Origin of the sequence: [Clostridium] saccharolyticum WM1 (assembly GCF_000144625.1) — a bacterium.
Taxonomy (GTDB): Bacteria; Bacillota; Clostridia; order Lachnospirales; family Lachnospiraceae; genus Lacrimispora; species Lacrimispora saccharolytica.
In genome coordinates this window covers 3,528,178-3,547,198 of record NC_014376.1, presented here as the reverse complement: position 1 = coordinate 3,547,198, position 19,021 = coordinate 3,528,178, and the positions used below count along the sequence as shown (strand labels likewise).

Genomic DNA, 19,021 nt, shown 5'->3' with positions numbered 1-19,021 from the left:
TGAAAATCTATGCTTGATCTAATAAAAACAATCGATTGGAGTCCCCTTTTTATTTCTCTTAAAACGGGGGTTCTGGCAACGGTTCTGACCTTTTTTCTGGGGATAGGAGCAGCAAGACTGATCATGAAGGTGAATACTACGGCAAAATCCATAATCGATGGGATCTTGACTCTGCCTCTGGTGCTGCCCCCTACTGTGGCAGGATTCTTTCTTCTTTTAATCTTCAGTCTTCGCAGACCCTTCGGCAGATTTCTCTTTGAGGAATTTGATATAAAAATGGTACAGACCTGGCCTGGTTGTGTTGTGGCAGCTTTTGTTATCGCATTTCCCTTAATGTACCGGAATGCAAGGGCGGCCTTTGAACAGGTGGATGTTACTATGATCCATGCCGGAAGGACCCTGGGACTTTCAGAAAGGAAAATTTTCTGGAAGATCATCGTTCCCATTGCAGCTCCCGGACTGGCTTCCGGAACTGTTTTAGCCTTTGCAAGAGCCATTGGGGAATACGGGGCAACCGCCATGCTGGCAGGAAACATACTTGGTAAGACCAGAACGGTTTCCGTTGCGATTGCTTCTGAAGTGGCTTCAGGAAACTGGGATAAGGCTGGATTCTGGGTATGTGTCATTGTTATTTTGTCATTTCTTATTGTTGCCGTTATTAATTATATATCCGGAAAAAATATGAAATTTGGGAACAGGTGGATCTAATATGTCATTGCAGGTGAACATCCGAAAAAAGTTTTCAGGATTTGATTTAAATGTGGAGTTTGAGACAGACGGGGGCTGTATGGGGATCCTGGGAGCCTCCGGCTGCGGAAAAACCATGACCTTAAAATGCGTGGCAGGAATCGAAAAGCCGGATTACGGACGGATTGTCTTAAATGGGAAGGTATTGTTTGATTCGGAAAAGGGGATTCATCTGCCTGCCAGGGAGCGGCGTGTAGGTTACTTATTTCAGAACTATGCCTTATTCCCTACCATGACCGTTGAGGAGAATTTAGGGATCGTGGTTCCGGGAAAGAAAAAGCATAAGCTTCCCCTTGTTGCGGAACAGATCAGGCGTTTTCAACTGGAAGGGCTGGAAAAAAGGTATCCTTCCCAGTTGTCCGGCGGCCAGCAGCAGAGAGTGGCCCTTGCCCGCATGCTTTTATACAAGCCTGATATGATCATGCTGGATGAGCCTTTTTCCGCTTTGGATGGGTATTTAAAGGATACCCTTCAGATGGAAATGCTGGAACTGATCAGGGACTATCCCGGGGATGTGCTCATGGTTTCTCATTCCAGGGATGAGATTTATAAATTCTGCGGACATATGATACTTCTTTCAGAGGGAAATACTATATTAAAGGGCTGTACAAAGGACATTTTCCAAAGACCGGAAAGAATGGAAGCCGCAAGGCTCACCGGCTGCAAGAATATTTCCTCCATAGAAAAAATCAGTGATTACCAGCTTTACGCCTGTGACTGGAAAATACAGTTAAAAACAGCAGAAAAAATCGGAGACTCCATCCGGTATGTGGGGATTCGGGGCCATAACCTGATCCCGGCCCAGGGACCGGAAGAGGAAAATGTGATGAAGACCGAATTGTCCGGAATTGCCGATACTCCTTTTCAAAGGCAGTATCTGTTTCGGAACGCAGAGGATGATACTTCTGTAAAGATTTGGTGGGTCCGGGATAAAACGGATATAGAGGAAGAAACGGTTCAAAGCATTCCGCCGTTTATCCGGTTCCCCAAAGAGGATCTCCTGCTGTTGCTTTAATTTTTTTACATCCAGGAATTGTTTGACAATGAAAATACAAATGCTTACAATCAATTTATCCAAAGCAGTATAATCTTTCGGTTTACAATCCATAATTACTGCTATATATTTCCACTCCTGCCCATGCTTTTTAACAAAGCCGCACCGTCTTTTGAGGGAAAAGGTATTCCCAAAAGGTGGTTCCCCAGGACAGGACCGGATGAGAGGAGACAGATCAGATGAAGCTCAGTGCAAGAAATCAGTTCAAGGGAAAAGTCGTTGGTATTGAACCGGGTGCAGTAAATGCCATTGTAACCCTTGATATCGGCGGCGGAAACATCATATCTGCCACGGTTTCCATGGCAGCGGTTAAGGATTTAAAGCTGGAGGTGGGAAAGGATGCCTATGCCATCATAAAAGCCACTTCCGTAATGGTAGGGATCGATTAAAATCATAAATTAAAAAAACGGACTTATGACAGTCCGTTTTTTCATTCCGTTATGTAAGCCATAAACAGTTACTTCATGAACCCCTTAATGATGACTGTGCGTTTCTCCTTTCATAACATGGGCGCCAAGGAGAAGCATCAGATAGAATATGCTTAGTACCGTAATATGGAAAGCGGTTTTTATGAATAAAGGCATTTTCCGGAAGGGATCTGCCACGGAAAAAGCCGCAAAGTAAATACCGATGGCCATCACCATAAGGGCCGCCGGCTTTACGATCATATCCCATGCATTCCATACAAAATCCACCTTTTTCCGGAGGGTCAGCACATGCATCGTGGCCAGAAGCAGTTCGCTGGCAAGTGTTCCTGCCAGATAAGCGAAAATCCCAAATCTGGGGATTCCAAAGAGGACAAAGCCGAGACGGATCAGCAGTGCGATGGCATTCTGGATAAAGGTGACGGAGGTTTTCCCCAGGCCGTTTAATATGCTTCCCATGGTGGTCACCAGATAGAGGAAGGGACAAAGCCATGCCAAAACCGTCATATAGGTTCCGGCAGTATTATCCTTAAATACGCTGACGCCTAAATCGTCACCAAAGAGGGTGAAGATGCCGATGCAAAGGATCCCTACATACAGGCAGTAACGAAGCGACATGGATATGGCATCACTGATCCGGCCTTCGTTTCCTTCTGACTGGGCTTCTGCTACCGTTGGCAGCAAAAGTACGGCAAGGGAATTAAAAATAGTGGATGGGAACAGAATAAAGGGCAAGGCCATTCCTGTCAGAACACCGTATACGGAAAATGCCGCCGAATCCGAAAGTCCTGACATCTGAAGCCTGCTGGGAATCAGAATTGCTTCTGCACTTGCAAGAATATTTAAGACCAGACGGTTCCCCATGAGAGGAAGGGCCAGGTGCATAAGCCCAGGAGCAGTTTCAAGAAAGGAAGAAGAAACTGCCGTAACGCCTGAGGGCATTTTGGGCGAAAAAAAACGATAGGCAACAACGGTATAAAGAGAAGAAACGATTTCTCCTATCAAATGCCCCATAACCGCTAACTGGACCGTGATTTTGATTCCGGATTCAATCATAATATCCGCAATGAGGAACACGGCTGCGATTCTTATGCTCTGTTCGATGACCTGGGCAAATGCCGGGACATGAGGCCGCTGCATACCATAATAATAACCATTGATGCAGGCGTGGATGGCCGCACATGGGACAGATACCGCAATAAAAAGTAGAAGAGGGGCGCAGCGGGGTTCCATGAGGATGTTGACTGCCAGGAAATCCTTAAACCGGATGATGGCATATGCCAGAATTATGGAGATTGCCACTGAAATTACCAGGCCGGTTCGGAAAATGGAACGGCCTTTTCTCACATTAGCGGCTACGGACTGGGATATGGCGGTCTGTATGGATCCGGCGCACAAGGCAAAGCAGACACCAAATACCGGATGGACCAGATTGAATATTCCAAGTCCCTCTGCACCAATGGTCCGGGAGAGAAAAATCCGGTAAAAAAACCCAAGCAGCCTGGTGATGAGCCCGGCAGAAGTCAGGAGCAGGGTTCCGGTAAGCAGTGCATATTTTCTAGGCGAAAGTTTTAGGGGAAATTTCAGAGAATCCTTCATGCAATCTCCTGAAAAAGAGAATTATTATAATATATGGATCGGGCCACTTCTTCATGACATATATTACAGCTTATCCATGCAATCAAAAGCTTCTCCCAGGCAGAACTGTATGTATAATGAGAATCATTCCTATTGAAATTCTAGGAAATGTGTGTATAATAGAAATTGTAGATGAAGCTTTTAACTTTAGGACTACAGAAAGGCGGAACTAACAATATGAAACAACTGATTTATCTTGACAATGCAGCGACTACAAAGACGCGGCCAGAGGTCGTGGAAGCCATGCTGCCTTATTTTACGGAGTATTATGGAAATCCTTCCTCCGTATATGAGTTTTCAGGCATCTCAAAGAAAGCCGTAACAGAAGCCAGGGAGACGATTGCCAATGCTCTTGGTGCCAAGGCAAACGAGATCTATTTTACAGCAGGCGGATCTGAATCCGATAACTGGGCGCTGATTGCAACTGCTGAGGCTTATGCTGCAAAGGGAAAACATATCATCACCAGTAAAATCGAACACCATGCCGTGCTTCATACTTGTGAATATCTGGAGAAGCAGGGCTTTGAGGTAACCTATTTAAACGTGGATGAAAATGGGATCATAAAGCTGGAAGACCTTAAAAAGGCCATCCGCCCTGACACCATCCTTATTTCCATCATGTTTGCCAATAATGAAATAGGAACCATACAACCGGTCAGGGAAATCGGAGAGATTGCAAAAGAGCATGGAATCCTGTTCCACACGGATGCAGTCCAGGCATTTGGCCATGTGCCCATCCCTGTGGATGAATACCATATCGATATGCTAAGTGCCAGCGGCCATAAGATCAACGGTCCAAAGGGCATTGGCTTTCTCTATATCAGAAGCGGCATTAAATCCCGGTCCTTCATCCATGGAGGAGGACAGGAAAGAAAGCGCCGTGCCGGTACGGAGAATGTACCGGGAATCGTGGGCTTTGGAAAGGCTGTGGAGCTTGCAGCAGCAGAAATGGATGAAAGAACGAAAAAGGAATGTGAGCTCCGCAATTATCTGATGGACCGGGTTATGGCAGAGGTTCCCTATACAAGAATTAACGGCCACAGAAAAAACAGGCTGTCCAATAATGTGAATTTTGCTTTTCAGTTCATTGAGGGAGAGTCCCTGCTTATCATGCTGGATATGAAGGGCATCTGCGGTTCCAGCGGATCGGCCTGTACTTCAGGTTCTCTGGACCCGTCTCATGTGCTCCTTGCCATTGGCCTGCCTCATGAAATTGCGCATGGATCCCTTCGTCTGACCTTAGATGACCACAATACTAAGGAAGAGATGGATTATGTTGTGGAATCCATTAAAGAAATTGTGGAAAAACTGCGCAGCATGTCCCCGCTCTATGAGGATTATATCAGACATCAGGGAAAGTAATTCAAGTCTCGTCTAAAAATGTGGATACACCCTGTTAAGATCATTTTGCTGGTGTAACGGGGTGGACTCTGTCAGGAGAACCTGGGCAGAGCAATGGAGATATTACCTAGAAATGGAGAAAATAGATTATGTATACTGAAAAAGTAATGGATCATTTTGAGCATCCAAGAAATGTAGGGGAAATTGATAATCCCAGCGGTATGGGTACCGTAGGAAACGCCAAATGCGGCGATATTATGAGAATTTATCTGGATATTGATGATAATCAGATTATCCGTGATGTAAAATTTAAAACCTTTGGCTGTGGGGCGGCAGTTGCCACCAGCAGCATGGCGACAGAGATGGTAAAGGGAAAGTCCGTTCAGGAAGCAATGGCCGTGACCAATCAGGCCGTGTGTGAGGCCCTTGACGGATTACCGCCGGTAAAGGTGCATTGTTCCCTTCTGGCAGAAGAAGCTATTCATGCTGCCTTATGGGACTATGCAAAGAAAAACGGAATCGAGATTGACGGCTTAAAGAAACCAAAGTCTGACATCGGTGAGGAAGAAGTGGAAGAAGTATATTAAAATGCCGGGCGTTTGCTTACCCGGCAGAAGAAATGGAAACACCTTGTAGGTGTACCTTAATGTCCGAAGAACAGGGCAGGAAAGTGGTACGTGAGACTATGAGCAAAGCGAAAGTAGTAGTAGGAATGTCGGGAGGCGTAGATTCTTCTGTAGCAGCGTGGCTGCTTAAGGAGCAGGGATATGATGTCATAGGCGTTACCATGCAGATATGGCAGGATGAGGATACCGGGACCCAGGAGGAAAACGGAGGCTGCTGCGGCTTAAGTGCTGTGGACGATGCCAGACGGGTGGCCTGGGACCTGGGGATTCCTTACTATGTCATGAACTTTAAAGAAGAATTCAAATCCCAGGTCATTGATTATTTTGTTGGAGAATACCAGAAGGGGCGGACACCTAATCCGTGCATTGCATGCAACCGTTATGTCAAGTGGGAGTCTCTTTTAAAGCGCAGCCTGGATATAGGAGCGGATTATATTGCCACAGGCCATTATGCCCAGATCGAGAAGCTTCCTAACGGAAGATACGCACTGAAGAAGTCCGTGACAGCGGCAAAGGACCAGACCTATGCCCTTTACAATTTAACACAGCACCAGCTATCCCATACCCTGATGCCGGTAGGCGCCTATTCCAAAGACCAGATCCGTGAAATAGCGGACCGGATCAACTTAATGGTGGCCCATAAGCCGGACAGCCAGGAGATCTGCTTTATTCCGGATAATGATTATGCAGGATTTATCGAAGAAAGTGCCGGAGAAAAAGCGCCGGAGGGGAATTTTGTGGACCTTTCCGGCCAGGTCATCGGCCGGCACAAGGGGATTACCCATTACACCGTAGGCCAAAGAAAGGGATTGAATCTGTCCATGGGCCGCCCGGTTTTCGTGGTGGAGATCCGCCCGGAGGCCAATGAAGTGGTGATCGGAACCGGCGATGATGTATTTTCCCAAACCCTGAGAGCAAATCACATTAACTGGATGGCTGTTGACGGACTTCATGGAGAAAGCATGAGGGTATTGGCAAAGATCCGTTACAGCCATAAAGGAGCCATGTGCACCATACGGGAAGCAGAGGATGGGGTGGTGGAATGCAGGTTTGACGAACCCCAGCGGGCCATCACTCCCGGACAGGCCGTAGTATTCTATGAAGGAGATTATGTTGTGGGAGGAGGAACCATACTTTGAGGAATTTAAGAAAACCAAATGGGTGGCTGTTATTGGTCCCGTTCCTTCTTTGTATTTTTGTACTTGCCGGATGTGCAAGGAAATATGAAACTGTAAAAGCCCCTGCCCTGGAAGAGGCCCAGGGAGGACTAAGTGTAGTGGAAGGGGAAGAAACAGCCCCTGTGTCCATTGCAGAGGACAAGACCGAAGAGGCTCCGGACGGAAAGCCGGCGGAGACAAGCTCTCATGAAGCCGCTGTGACCATGGAGACTGCCCCTGCCTTTGCAGCGGCCGACGAGACGGTGTATGTTACCGGCTCTCAGGTAAATATCAGAAAATTCCCTTCATCCCAGGGTGCTATTCTTGGAACCCTTGAAAAGGGGGCTTCCTTAAAACGGACCGGATACAGCGACAACTGGAGCCGGGTTATTTACAAGGATAAGGAATGCTATATTTCAACCCAGTACGTGTCAAAGGACAAGCCTGCACAGGAGACGGTAACTGACGCTCCTGCTGTTTCCGGGAACGGGACGGGCAAGCTTATTGCCATTGATCCAGGGCACCAGGCAAAGGGCAATTCTGAAAAAGAGCCCATCGGGCCCGGCGCTTCTGAAAAAAAGGCAAAGGTGGCTTCCGGAACTCAGGGAACGGCAACCGGGATTCCGGAATACCAGCTCACCCTGGCTGTTTCCTTAAAATTAAAGCAGGAACTCATTAACAGAGGGTATCAGGTCTATATGATCCGGGAAACCCATGATGTGAACATCAGCAACGCAGAACGTGCTCAAATGGCGGATAAAAGCGGAGCGGATATATTCGTCAGGGTTCATGCCAATTCTTTAAATGACAGCAGCATTCAGGGGGCACTTACCATGTGTCAGACGTCTAAGAACCCCTATAATGGAAGCCTGTACAGCAAAAGTCTTTCTCTATCCCAAGCTGTTGTAAACGGAATCTGCAGCCAGACCGGATTTAAAAACCGGGGAGTCCAGGAGACGGATTCCATGAGCGGCATCAACTGGTGCAGCCTACCGGTGACCATTGTGGAAATGGGCTTCATGAGCAATGCGGATGAGGACAAGAAGATGGCCACCGAGGAATACCGGGACAAGATCGCAAAAGGAATCGCCGACGGAATCGATGCGTATTATAAATAATTAAAATAGGACAGCCTTTTCGGTCCCTCTTCCAGCATGAAAGAGGGACCGAAGGGCTGTTTTACTATATGGGTCAGGCATAAATGAATAAGAGACGGCATACATTTTCCTGAAATGCGGCTGAAAAGCAAGGAGAATGGAATCATGGCAGACTACGGACTGGCGTTGGCAGGCGGCGGTACCAGAGGAGCGGCTCATGTGGGAGTATTAACGGCGCTGGAGGAGGCAGGACTTCTTCCTGACCGGATCGCAGGGGCCAGTGCCGGAAGCATTGTTGCGGGACTTTACGCATCAGGCATGAAAACCGGGGATATGCGGGAAACAGTGCGGTGGCTGTCCAGACATGGAAGAAGCCTGATTGATCCGGATATGTTAGGGATCGCCTTATTTCTTCCCCAAATCCTGCTGGGCAGAGAGACAACGTTAAAAGGGCTTATCAAAGGGAACCGGCTTCAGCGTTTTCTGTGTGATTTAACCGATGGACTGGATATACAGGGAAACTGCGGGGGCCTGCTGATTCCGGCTGTGGATATAAACAGCGGGGATACGGTCACTTTTACCAACTTATTCAGGGAAGAGATTCCCTATTCCGCATTAAGGCAGGAGCATGTGAAATGGGAACGGAGCGGACTTCTATGTGATATTATGATGGCAAGCTCATCGGTCCCGGCCGTGTTCTGTCCAAGACAGATGAACGGCTTTCTTCTTGTGGATGGAGGGGTGACCAATAACCTTCCTGTGGACCTTTTTATCGCGGCGGGAGAATCAAGAGTCCTTGCGGTAGACATTGGAGAAGAATATGAGATGCCCCATGACTATTCCATTATAGAGACCGCATTCCATTCCTTTTCCGTTATGAGCAGGGAGCTTAAGGACTGCCGTTCCAGCGGAGAGCTTTTGCTGTTAAAGCCGCCTATGCCAAGGGGAGCAGGGCTTTTAACCTTTGAATGTATGGAAAAGTGCATGGAAAACGGTTATGTGTATACCAAAAAAATGATGCCCAGGATCAGGCGGGTACTGGAAAAAAGATAAAAAGGTGATATATTAATACTATAACATTCATGAGAAACAGAATTTGTTGGATTTTGCAACAAGTACATACGGTCAGGAGGAAAGAAGATGGATTTATCATTCAGATACGCGGAAAGAAGGGATACTGCCCTTATTTTGAAATTTATAAAGGAACTGGCAGAATACGAAAAGATGCTTCATGAGGTGGTGGCTACGGAGGAACTGCTGGAGGACTGGATTTTTAACAAGCAAAAGGCCGAGGTGATGTTTGCCATGGCGGATGGGAAGGAAGCAGGATTTGCTTTATTCTTCCATAATTTCTCTACGTTTTTAGGAAGGGCCGGAATCTACCTGGAAGATTTATATGTGAATCCGGAATACAGAGGTTGCGGAATCGGAAAGGCGTTGTTAAAGAAGCTGGGGAAGGTTGCAAAAGAACGGGGCTGCGGAAGGCTGGAATGGTGGTGCCTGGACTGGAACAAGCCAAGCATTGATTTCTACCGTTCCATGGGAGCGGAGCCGATGGAAGACTGGACGGTATACCGCATAGCCGGCGAGTCGTTAAACAAGCTGGCAGATGATTGATAGATGTTGTATTATTACCATTAAAAAGGGATGTACCAGGGAACCTGTTCCTGGTACATCCTTTTCTCTTAATTACTTAATTGTTTTTTCAACTTCCTGCATCTTCATCGCCCTTACCTTTAAAGGAAGACCAAACAGAGTGATGAAGCCGTCTGCGTCATGATGGTCATATAAATCACCGGTGGTAAAGGAGGCCAGAGATTCGCTGTATAAGGAGTATGGGGAGGTGGTTCCTGCTTTTATGATATTTCCTTTGTAAAGCTTCAGTTTCACTTCTCCTGTCACATACTTCTGTGTGGATTCCACAAATGCCTGAACTGCTTCACGGAGAGGTGTAAACCATTTCCCTTCATAAACGATCTGCGCAAATTTATTGCCCATATCCTTTTTCACTTCCATGGTAGCACGGTCTAATACCAGTTCCTCTAACTGCTGATGAGCCTCAAGGAGGATGGTTCCGCCAGGGGTTTCATAAACGCCCCGGGATTTCATTCCTACAACCCGGTTTTCCACGATATCCACAATGCCGATGCCGTGCTTGCCGCCCAGCTGGTTCAACTTGGTAATGATATCAGAAACCTTCATTTTTTCCCCATTAACACTGGTAGGAATGCCTTTTTCAAAGGTCATTGTCACATATTCTCCTTCCTCAGGAGCTTTTTCGGGGGATACGCCTAACACTAATAAATGGTCATAGTTGGGCTCATTTGCCGGGTCTTCCAGCTCCAGGCCTTCATGGCTGATGTGCCATAGGTTACGGTCACGGCTGTAACTGTTGTCCGCGGAGAAAGGAAGGTCGATTCCATGCTGCTTGCAGTATTCGATCTCATCTTCCCTGGATTTCATGGTCCATACGTCAGTCATACGCCATGGGGCAATGATCGTTAAGTCAGGAGCCAGAGCCTTGATGCCCAGCTCAAATCGGATCTGGTCGTTGCCCTTTCCGGTAGCGCCGTGGCAAATGGCGGTAGCGCCTTCTTTCCTTGCGATCTCCACCAGTCTTTTTGCTATGGCAGGACGTGCCATGGATGTGCCTAATAAGTACTTGTTTTCGTAAACAGCATTTGCCAGCACACATGGAACGATGTAGTTGTCACAGAAGTCATCCACCAGATCTTCAATATATAATTTGGAAGCGCCGGATAACTTTGCCCGTTCCTCCAAACCGTCTAATTCATTACCCTGGCCGCAGTCGATGCAGCAGCAGACTACTTCATAATCAAAATGTTCCTTTAACCACGGAATAATGGCCGTGGTATCAAGGCCGCCGGAATAGGCCAAAATCACTTTCTCTTTCATTTATACATCCTCCTGATTATCATTGGTTTTTTTTTATTGGACTTTCATAAATATACACCAAAAACCTAAATAATGCAAGGGTAAAATGAAAAAATACAAAAAAAACTTGCATAATATACGCTATAGATGTATAATTATGAACTATAAGCAATAGAAATACCTGGTGGGGTCTTTTGTTTTGGTATAGAAGCCTGCAGGATTATGCATAAAATGCAGAAATAAAAAAATAAATCAATCATGAAAAAATATAAGGAGAGATGAATATGATTAAGGCTGGAATCATAGGATCCACCGGCTATGCAGGCGGTGAGCTTGCAAGGCTTTTGCTCCAAAGAGATGATGTGGATATCATATGGTACGGATCCAAAAGCTATGTGGATCAGAAATACGCTTCAATTTATCAAAATATGTTTCAGATTGTGGATGATTCCTGTCTGGATGACAAGATACAGGCTTTGGCAGAAGAGGCAGATGTGATATTTACGGCGACTCCCCAGGGTTTTTGCTCCTCCCTTATGAATGAGGATATATTAAGGAAGACAAAGATCATTGATCTAAGTGCCGATTACCGGATCAGGGATGTGGCTGTCTATGAAGAATGGTATAAAATTAAGCATAAGTCTCCCCGGTATCTGAGGGAGGCGGTTTATGGACTTGCGGAAATCAACCGGGAGAAGATCAAAGCTGCCAGGCTGATAGCCAATCCGGGATGCTATCCTACCTGCTCCATCTTATCCATTTATCCATTGGTAAAGGAAGGGCTCATTAACCCGGACACCATGATCATCGACGCCAAATCCGGGACCTCCGGTGCCGGAAGAGGGGCCAAGGTGGATAACCTTTACTGCGAAGTCAATGAAAACATAAAGGCATACGGCGTTGGCGTTCACCGCCACACTCCGGAGATCGAGGAACAGTTATCCTATGGGGCAGGACGTCCGGTCACCATAAGCTTTACTCCTCATTTGGTTCCGATGAACCGGGGGATTCTTATAACTGCCTACGGAACACTTACAAAATCTGTTTCCTATGAGGAAGTAAAGGCAGTCTATGACAAATATTATGCTCACGAGTATTTTGTCCGGGTCCTGGAGAAGGATGTGGTTCCACAGACCAAATGGGTGGAAGGCAGCAATTTTGTGGATGTAAACTTTAAGATCGATCCGAGGACGAACCGTGTGGTCATGATGGGGTCTATGGATAACCTGGTAAAGGGAGCAGCAGGACAGGCGGTGCAGAATATGAATCTTCTGTTTGGGCTTCCGGAGAACAAGGGGCTTAGGCTTATCCCCATGTTTCCCTAAGGACTGCAGATGAAATGCTTAAATGAAGGAAAATACTATGACCATACGCACTATGAAATTGGAGGATTATGACCAGGTATATGAACTCTGGTCAGGAATTAAAGGCTTTGGGATCCGCGCCTTAGACGATTCTAAGGAAGGTGTGGAACGGTTTATGAAAAGAAACCCCGGCACCAGCGTGGTTGCAGAAGCGGATGGAAGGATCATTGGATGTATCCTCTGCGGCCACGACGGCCGGCGGGGCTGCATGTATCACGTTTGTGTGTCAGAGGAATACCGGCAGAACGGGGTTGGAAAAAGGATGGCCCTGGAAGCCTTGGAAAGGCTGAAGCTTGAGGGGATCAGCAAGGTAAATTTAATTGCTTTTCGGACCAATGCTTTAGGCAATGAATTCTGGAAAAAGAGTGGGTGGACCTTCCGGGAAGACATCAATTATTACGAATTCACCTTAAATGGGGACAATATGGTAAACTTTATTGAATAAAAAAGGAGATTGGATATGAAGTTAAAACGGATCTGTGCAGAATTCTCCGTATGCAAGTTATCCCGTTCGGCGGATTTGGCAAAGCTTGATATGACATCAGGATTCTGGTTTTTGGGTAAGACTGACCAGGAAGTGTCACTGGTATGTGAAACTCCGTTGGTCCCCTGTCATACAGAAGAAAGGGAGGACGGTTTTATGGCATTCCGCATAGAAGGAATCCTGGACTTTTCCCTGATTGGGATCTTATCTGAACTATCAACAATACTGGCAGATCACGGCATCGGAATCTTTGCAGTATCCACATTCAATACGGATTATATTCTTGTGAAAAAAGAAAATTATGAAAGTGCTTTGATGCATCTGGAGGCCGCAGGTTATACGGTCACCGGACCTAAGGAGGAAGATTGATATGAAGCATATCGACGGAGGAGTTACGGCAGCAATAGGATTTAAGGCGGCTTCCACGGCGGCAGGAATCAAGTATAAGGACAGAAAAGATATGGCAATGATATACAGCGAAGTACCCTGTAAGGCAGCGGGAACTTTTACCACTAATGTTGTGAAAGCAGCGCCTGTTAAATGGGATAAGGTGGTTGTGGAAAATTCTTCTTACGCCCAGGCAGTGGTTATTAATGCGGGAATCGCCAATGCCTGCACAGGAGAAGAAGGTCTTCGTTACTGTATGGAAACCGCAGAAGCAGCGGCAGACTGCCTTTCCATTTCTGTCAGTTCCGTGCTGGTGGCATCTACCGGAGTGATCGGCAAACAGCTTCCCATGGACCGCATTGTGGCAGGAGTGAAAGCGATGGCACCGGCTCTTAAGGGCAGCCAGGAAAGCGGAACGGCTGCAGCCATGGCCATTATGACTACGGATACCGTAAAAAAGGAAGTTGCGGTTCAATTTGAAGCCGGAGGAAAGACCGTTACCATAGGCGGCATGTGCAAGGGGTCCGGTATGATCCATCCCGACATGTGCACCATGTTAAGCTTTGTCACTACGGATGCGGCTATTTCCAAAGAGCTTTTGCAGGAAGCCTTAAGAGAGGACATCAAGGATACTTACAACATGATTTCCGTAGATGGGGACACTTCCACCAATGACACGGTACTTCTTCTTGCAAACGGTATGGCAGGGAATGAAGAAATCCGGACGAAAAATGAGGATTATAAGGCATTCTGCAAGGCGCTTAATTTTATTAATGAAACCCTGGCAAAGAAAATGGCAGGTGATGGGGAAGGCTGTACCGCGCTGTTTGAGGTGAAGATCGTCGGGGCAGAAACAAAGGAGCAGGCGGTTACTCTTTCCAAATCCGTCATCACTTCCAGTCTGACCAAAGCTGCCATTTTCGGCCATGATGCCAACTGGGGAAGGATCCTTTGTGCCATGGGATATTCCGGGGCTATGTTTGATCCGGAAAAGGTGGATCTGTATTTTGAAAGTGCAGCAGGGAAGCTGAAAATCATTGAAAACGGTGTCGCCCTTCCCTACAGCGAAGAGGAAGCCACAAAGATTTTATCAGAGCCGGAAGTGACGGCAACTGCGGATATTAAGATGGGAGAGGCGGCTGCAACGGCCTGGGGCTGTGACCTGACCTTTGATTATGTGAAGATCAATGCGGATTACCGATCCTAGCGATTGTTGATGGATCAAAGATTATATGGGGCCTTACAGGCATCCCTTTAAGCCGGATAACAGCAGGAAAGAGGAAAGGAGAACTATATGGAACTGGATCACAGCATAATGGAAAAAGCGGAGGTGCTGATTGAGGCCCTTCCTTACATACAGCGTTTCAACCGCAAAACCATTGTGGTAAAATACGGCGGAAGCGCCATGGTGGATGAGGAACTGAAAAAGCAGGTCATTCAGGATGTGGTGCTTTTAAAGCTGGTCGGCTTTAAGCCGATCATTGTCCATGGCGGAGGAAAGGAGATCAGCAGGTGGGTGGAAAAGTCGGGTATGGAGCCGCATTTTGTCAATGGCCTGCGGGTAACTGATGAACCTACCATGGAGATTGCAGAGATGGTGCTTAACCGGGTCAACAAAAGCCTGGTGCAGATGGTCAATGAGCTGGGGGTAAAAGCCGTGGGAATCAGCGGAAAGGATGGCATGATGCTGAAATGCCGGAAGCGATATTCAAACGGAGAAGACATTGGATTCGTGGGAGATATTACAGAGGTGGATCCCCAAATCATATATGATTTACTGGAAAAAGACTTTCTTCCCATTATCTGTCCTGTGGGCTTTGACGGGAATTATGAGACCTACAATATCAACGCCGATGACGCGGCCTGCGCCATTGCCACGGCCATGGAGGCAGAGAAGCTGGCTTTTTTGACAGATGTCGAGGGCGTTTATAAGGATTTTCAGGATAAGGAATCCCTTATTTCGGAAATGTCCATGGAAGAGGCCCAGGAATTTATGGAAAGCGGGATGCTGGGAGGAGGAATGCTCCCCAAGCTTCAGAACTGTATTGATGCCATGAAACAGGGAGTATCCAGGGTACATATCATGGATGGACGGATACCTCACTGCCTGCTTTTGGAAATATTCACGAACAGGGGAATCGGTACAGCTATTATAAGTGCAGGAGAGGAGCGGTTTTATCATGCGAAGTAAGCAGGAATACATTGAGAAAGCGGAGTCAGAGCTTTATAAGACCTATAACCGTTTTCCTGTTGTTTTTGACCATGGGGACGGTGTCCGCCTTTATGACACGGATGGAGTGGAGTATCTGGATTTTGGAGCCGGGATTGCAGTAATGGGTCTGGGTTATAATGACCCGGAATTTAATGAAGCATTAAAGGCACAGGTGGATAAGCTTCTTCATACCTCCAATTTATTTTATAATGTCCCGGCTGTGGAGGCGGGAGAGCTGATCTTAAAGGCCTCCGGCATGGATAAGGTGTTTTTTACCAACAGCGGGACCGAAGCGGTGGAAGGTGCTTTAAAGATAGCAAGAAGATATGCGTACAATAAGGATAGCAGCCATGACCACGAAATAATCGCCATGAAACACTCGTTCCACGGCAGAAGCTTTGGCGCTCTTTCCGTAACAGGCAATGACCATTACCAGGAACCGTTTAAGCCTTTGCTTCCGGGAATCAAATTTGCTGATTTTAATGATCTGGACAGTGTGAAGGAACTGGTGAATGATAAGACCTGCGCCATAATCATGGAAACGGTCCAGGGGGAAGGGGGCATCTACCCGGCCGGCGAGGAATTTTTAAAGGGCGTAAGAGCGCTTTGTGATGACCATGACATGCTGCTGATCCTGGATGAGATCCAGTGCGGAATGGGACGGACCGGTGAGATGTTTGCCTGGCAGAAATACGGCGTAAAGCCGGATGTGATGACCGTGGCAAAGGCTTTGGGAAACGGCGTTCCTGTGGGAGCGTTCCTGGCAGCAGGAAAGGCCGGGGCAGCCATGTCCCCAGGTGATCATGGGACCACCTACGGCGGAAATCCTTTTGTAACGGCTGCTGCATGTAAGGTGTTGGAACTGTTTGAAAAGCGGAAGATCGTAGACCATGTAAAAGAGATGGGAGAGTATCTTACAAAAAAACTTAATTTCCTGGCGGACCGGTATCCTGTCATAACCGGCCGGAGAGGCACAGGGCTGATCCAGGGCCTGGAGTTTTCTGTGCCGGTGGCCTCCATTGTGAACCAGGCACTGATCGAGCAAAAGCTGGTGCTCATCAGTGCCGGGGCTAATGTTATCCGCTTTGTTCCTCCGCTGGTCATTGAAAAAGAGCATGTGGATGAAATGGTAAAGAAGCTGGAAGAAATATTGAAACATCATTCTTAACATTTTTGCCGGATTTGTCGTAATATATATAAATAGCACGAAAGGTGTTATGAAAAAAAGTGAAATGATATATTTTTACTAAGAGAATTTGCTTTTTTAATCATAATCCTTATTCACACCGGCAGAATCGTTATATTGGTCCTGATATTCGTTTTTGAAAGAAAAGATAACCCAAGGAAGAAACATAAAGTGGCTTTCAACGAAGAGAAATAAGGAAGCAGATTTAAAAGGGAAATTACTTTTAAATAATGGAGGGACAAATATGACAAATGAAAAACAAAAATCAATTAAGAACAAGGTACCTTTTATAAACAGTATTCAGTTTAAACTCATTCTAAGATCCGATGGTTTAGTTTGCATTGGTTTGGCGATTATCCTGTTGATGCTGGCGGTAAAAATCAGCGATAAAGCATTCGCAGACTTTAAAGAAAATGCAAATAATCAATTAAGCATTGTTGAAAACTATATTAATGATTTTTATAATAAGCTGGATGAGAATATTAATATGATTGCAACAGATCCGACAATTATTAAAGCAGATGATACAATAACCAGTTACAAGAAGTCTAAAACAAAAACTGATATGACACCTTCTAAGAACGGAGGCATTGAACAGGAAATTTTTGAAGTATTTAATCATTATGCGAAAAATCATCCGGAAACAATCTATGTTTATGCCGCTACGGAAGGCGGAGGATATGTTGTATGGCCGGAAAGCAGTATTAATAAAGAATATGATCCTACCACAAGAGAATGGTATCAGGATGCAATAAAAGCAAATGGCAAAATAATAAGAACTTCTCCATATATTGATACTGCAACGAATTCTTTAATTACCAGTAATGCGAAAACATTAACCAATAGTCAGGGAAAAGTGATTGGTACAATAGGAATAGACGTTTCACAATCCGTTATTAGTGAAATGTTAAGTAAAATGAAATTGGGTAAAACAGGATTTTCTATGATTGTACATAATTCCGGAATTATTATGGCAGATGGTAATAATGCAACTAATAACTTTAAAAAACTTGATGAAACAGGTATTAATGGAATTGATAAAATCCTAACTGATAAGGATTTGAAAATCAAGATTGATAATCAGGAATATGTAGGCTTGACGAGAAAAGTTGAAGGCACAGATTGGATATTGGCATCTTTTATTTCGGAAAAGGAATTAAGGGAAAGCTCTAAAAATGTTATAACATCAGTAGTTTTGATTGGAATTTGTATACTCATAGCAGTAGTTTTACTTATGAGCTTAAGCATAAGAGACATTATTATTCCATTAAAGAAGCTTACAGTTATTGTTGATGATCTCTCACAAGGAAACCTTGATACTGAAATTAACATTAAATCAAAGAACGAAATTGGAAGCTTGGCGCGGTCAATGGAAGTTTTGACTACAAGGCTAAAGACTTATATTGCATATATCAATGAAATATCCCAATTATTGGCTCAGATCGGCAATGGAAACTTAAATTTAAGTTTCACCCAAGCATATGATGGAGACTTCACGAAAATTAAGGAGGCACTGCTGCAGGCAACCGATAAGTTAAATAATACACTGTTAGAGTGTAATTCCGCAGCAGACCAGGTTTCTAATGGTTCGAATCAGGTATCCTTAGGGGCACAATTACTTGCAGAAGGAACAACGGAACAAGCGAGCAGCACGGAAGAGCTTTCTGCAACAATCAGTGAAATTTCACAGCAAATCAAGCGTAATGCTGGAAACGCACAACTTGCAAACACCGAAGCCATATCTGCAGGTGAGGAAGTTAAAAATAGCAATGGCAAGATGCAGGAAATGATCGCTGCAATGAATGAAATTAATGCAAAATCTGCTGAAATCAGTAAAATTATCAAGACAATCCAAGATATTGCATTCCAAACAAATATCCTGGCACTTAATGCCGCTGTTGAAGCTGCGCGTGCCGGTGAAGCAGGAAAGGGTTTTGCCGTTGTAGCCAGTGAAGTCAGAAACCTGGCACAAAAATCAGATGAAGCAGCAAAAAATACTACAACACTTATTGAAGAAACAATACACGCCGTGGAAAACGGCGCCAATATAGCTGACAGCACGGCACAATCAATGGGAAATGTTGTAGAAAGTTTCGATAAGATGATTGGTCTTATCAATGAAATAGCACAAGCTTCCAATGAGCAGGCATTAGCTGTATTACAAGTGACTGCAGGTATTGATGAAATCTCGACGGTTGTTCAAACAAACAGTGCAAGTGCGGAAGAAAGTGCTGCAGCAAGCGAAGAACTTAATAGTCAGGCACAATTATTGAAAGATTATATCAGCCAATTTAAGTTAAAAGGCCTTAATTTTTAAACTGCCAAAATGAAAAGTAAGCTTCATAGCCCTTTTCGTAACAGGGCGGACGGACAATATGACTGCATGGCAGATATACGGCTTAAAGCCG

At 45.6% G+C, this 19,021-nt stretch carries 18 protein-coding genes; 16 read left to right on the top strand and 2 right to left on the bottom strand.

From position 1 onward, the window contains the following. The first annotated feature begins 9 nt into the window (after positions 1-9). The 3 genes from modB (at position 10) to CLOSA_RS16530 (ending at position 2,190) form a co-directional block, all read left to right on the top strand. Positions 10-708, top strand: a complete 699-nt coding sequence (gene modB, locus CLOSA_RS16540) for a molybdate ABC transporter permease subunit (RefSeq protein ID WP_013273898.1) — start codon at positions 10-12, stop codon at positions 706-708. A 1-nt stretch (position 709) separates the two neighbouring features. Then, positions 710-1,762 (top strand): sulfate/molybdate ABC transporter ATP-binding protein, encoded by a 1,053-nt coding sequence (locus CLOSA_RS16535; RefSeq protein WP_013273897.1) that lies wholly within the window; start codon positions 710-712, stop codon positions 1,760-1,762. A gap of 218 nt (positions 1,763-1,980) precedes the next feature. Next, the gene (locus CLOSA_RS16530; RefSeq protein WP_013273896.1) at positions 1,981-2,190 is read left to right on the top strand and encodes a TOBE domain-containing protein; all 210 of its coding nucleotides are present in this window, start codon (positions 1,981-1,983) and stop codon (positions 2,188-2,190) included. A gap of 84 nt (positions 2,191-2,274) precedes the next feature. Here the strand turns inward: CLOSA_RS16530 and CLOSA_RS16525 are convergent, their stop codons facing one another. Next, a complete protein-coding gene (locus CLOSA_RS16525) occupies positions 2,275-3,825 on the bottom strand; it encodes a putative polysaccharide biosynthesis protein (protein WP_013273895.1) in 1,551 nt (516 codons plus the stop codon). A 216-nt stretch (positions 3,826-4,041) separates the two neighbouring features. Between CLOSA_RS16525 and nifS the strand changes: the two genes are divergently transcribed. From nifS to CLOSA_RS16495, 6 genes are all read left to right on the top strand, one after another. Beyond that, positions 4,042-5,226 carry a cysteine desulfurase NifS gene (nifS, locus tag CLOSA_RS16520; RefSeq protein WP_013273894.1) on the top strand — a complete coding sequence of 395 codons (1,185 nt, stop codon included), beginning with the start codon at positions 4,042-4,044 and terminating at the stop codon, positions 5,224-5,226. Positions 5,227-5,354: 128 nt separating this feature from the next. Beyond that, positions 5,355-5,792, top strand: a complete 438-nt coding sequence (gene nifU, locus CLOSA_RS16515; RefSeq protein WP_013273893.1) for a Fe-S cluster assembly scaffold protein NifU — start codon at positions 5,355-5,357, stop codon at positions 5,790-5,792. Between the two features lie 59 nt (positions 5,793-5,851). Next, positions 5,852-6,970 carry a tRNA 2-thiouridine(34) synthase MnmA gene (mnmA, locus tag CLOSA_RS16510; RefSeq protein ID WP_013273892.1) on the top strand — a complete coding sequence of 373 codons (1,119 nt, stop codon included), beginning with the start codon at positions 5,852-5,854 and terminating at the stop codon, positions 6,968-6,970. Beyond that, positions 6,967-8,106: an N-acetylmuramoyl-L-alanine amidase gene (locus CLOSA_RS16505; protein ID WP_013273891.1), complete on the top strand. Its 1,140-nt coding sequence runs from the start codon at positions 6,967-6,969 to the stop codon at positions 8,104-8,106. Before mnmA ends, CLOSA_RS16505 begins: the two co-directional genes overlap by 4 nt. Positions 8,107-8,250: 144 nt before the next feature. Beyond that, a complete protein-coding gene (locus CLOSA_RS16500) occupies positions 8,251-9,138 on the top strand; it encodes a patatin-like phospholipase family protein (protein WP_013273890.1) in 888 nt (295 codons plus the stop codon). A gap of 87 nt (positions 9,139-9,225) precedes the next feature. After that, complete coding sequence (locus CLOSA_RS16495) at positions 9,226-9,702, top strand: GNAT family N-acetyltransferase (protein ID WP_013273889.1); 477 nt, start codon at positions 9,226-9,228, stop codon at positions 9,700-9,702. Positions 9,703-9,774: 72 nt separating this feature from the next. Here CLOSA_RS16495 and CLOSA_RS16490 read toward each other — a convergent pair whose 3' ends face one another. Beyond that, positions 9,775-11,001 (bottom strand): argininosuccinate synthase, encoded by a 1,227-nt coding sequence (locus tag CLOSA_RS16490; protein WP_013273888.1) that lies wholly within the window; start codon positions 10,999-11,001, stop codon positions 9,775-9,777. A gap of 263 nt (positions 11,002-11,264) precedes the next feature. Between CLOSA_RS16490 and argC the strand changes: the two genes are divergently transcribed. The 7 genes from argC to CLOSA_RS21865 all read left to right on the top strand — a co-directional run bounded on the left by argC (position 11,265) and on the right by CLOSA_RS21865 (position 18,930). Next, positions 11,265-12,305: an N-acetyl-gamma-glutamyl-phosphate reductase gene (gene argC / locus CLOSA_RS16485; protein ID WP_013273887.1), complete on the top strand. Its 1,041-nt coding sequence runs from the start codon at positions 11,265-11,267 to the stop codon at positions 12,303-12,305. 37 nt (positions 12,306-12,342) lie between these two features. After that, the gene (locus tag CLOSA_RS16480) at positions 12,343-12,789 is read left to right on the top strand and encodes a GNAT family N-acetyltransferase (protein WP_013273886.1); all 447 of its coding nucleotides are present in this window, start codon (positions 12,343-12,345) and stop codon (positions 12,787-12,789) included. A 15-nt stretch (positions 12,790-12,804) separates the two neighbouring features. Then, a complete protein-coding gene (locus CLOSA_RS16475) occupies positions 12,805-13,197 on the top strand; it encodes an ACT domain-containing protein (RefSeq protein ID WP_013273885.1) in 393 nt (130 codons plus the stop codon). Position 13,198: 1 nt separating this feature from the next. After that, positions 13,199-14,422, top strand: a complete 1,224-nt coding sequence (gene argJ / locus CLOSA_RS16470) for a bifunctional glutamate N-acetyltransferase/amino-acid acetyltransferase ArgJ (protein ID WP_013273884.1) — start codon at positions 13,199-13,201, stop codon at positions 14,420-14,422. Between the two features lie 87 nt (positions 14,423-14,509). Next, positions 14,510-15,406 (top strand): acetylglutamate kinase, encoded by an 897-nt coding sequence (argB, locus tag CLOSA_RS16465; RefSeq protein ID WP_013273883.1) that lies wholly within the window; start codon positions 14,510-14,512, stop codon positions 15,404-15,406. After that, positions 15,396-16,595: an aspartate aminotransferase family protein gene (locus CLOSA_RS16460; RefSeq protein ID WP_013273882.1), complete on the top strand. Its 1,200-nt coding sequence runs from the start codon at positions 15,396-15,398 to the stop codon at positions 16,593-16,595. The genes argB and CLOSA_RS16460 overlap by 11 nt, the downstream gene beginning before the upstream one ends. A gap of 262 nt (positions 16,596-16,857) precedes the next feature. After that, complete coding sequence (locus CLOSA_RS21865) at positions 16,858-18,930, top strand: methyl-accepting chemotaxis protein (RefSeq protein ID WP_013273881.1); 2,073 nt, start codon at positions 16,858-16,860, stop codon at positions 18,928-18,930. The last annotated feature ends 91 nt before the right edge of the window (positions 18,931-19,021 follow it).

Coding starts and splice junctions, on each gene's coding strand:
- CLOSA_RS16475 (WP_013273885.1), top strand. CDS start 12,805: ATGAAGTTAAAACGGATCTGTGCAGAATTCTCCGTATGCAAGTTATCC.
- CLOSA_RS16460 (WP_013273882.1), top strand. CDS start 15,396: ATGCGAAGTAAGCAGGAATACATTGAGAAAGCGGAGTCAGAGCTTTAT.
- CLOSA_RS16500 (WP_013273890.1), top strand. CDS start 8,251: ATGGCAGACTACGGACTGGCGTTGGCAGGCGGCGGTACCAGAGGAGCG.
- CLOSA_RS16495 (WP_013273889.1), top strand. CDS start 9,226: ATGGATTTATCATTCAGATACGCGGAAAGAAGGGATACTGCCCTTATT.
- CLOSA_RS16530 (WP_013273896.1), top strand. CDS start 1,981: ATGAAGCTCAGTGCAAGAAATCAGTTCAAGGGAAAAGTCGTTGGTATT.
- argB (WP_013273883.1), top strand. CDS start 14,510: ATGGAACTGGATCACAGCATAATGGAAAAAGCGGAGGTGCTGATTGAG.
- modB (WP_013273898.1), top strand. CDS start 10: ATGCTTGATCTAATAAAAACAATCGATTGGAGTCCCCTTTTTATTTCT.
- nifS (WP_013273894.1), top strand. CDS start 4,042: ATGAAACAACTGATTTATCTTGACAATGCAGCGACTACAAAGACGCGG.
- nifU (WP_013273893.1), top strand. CDS start 5,355: ATGTATACTGAAAAAGTAATGGATCATTTTGAGCATCCAAGAAATGTA.
- CLOSA_RS16525 (WP_013273895.1), bottom strand. CDS start 3,825: ATGAAGGATTCTCTGAAATTTCCCCTAAAACTTTCGCCTAGAAAATAT.
- argJ (WP_013273884.1), top strand. CDS start 13,199: ATGAAGCATATCGACGGAGGAGTTACGGCAGCAATAGGATTTAAGGCG.
- mnmA (WP_013273892.1), top strand. CDS start 5,852: ATGTCCGAAGAACAGGGCAGGAAAGTGGTACGTGAGACTATGAGCAAA.
- argC (WP_013273887.1), top strand. CDS start 11,265: ATGATTAAGGCTGGAATCATAGGATCCACCGGCTATGCAGGCGGTGAG.
- CLOSA_RS16490 (WP_013273888.1), bottom strand. CDS start 11,001: ATGAAAGAGAAAGTGATTTTGGCCTATTCCGGCGGCCTTGATACCACG.
- CLOSA_RS21865 (WP_013273881.1), top strand. CDS start 16,858: ATGACAAATGAAAAACAAAAATCAATTAAGAACAAGGTACCTTTTATA.
- CLOSA_RS16535 (WP_013273897.1), top strand. CDS start 710: ATGTCATTGCAGGTGAACATCCGAAAAAAGTTTTCAGGATTTGATTTA.
- CLOSA_RS16480 (WP_013273886.1), top strand. CDS start 12,343: ATGACCATACGCACTATGAAATTGGAGGATTATGACCAGGTATATGAA.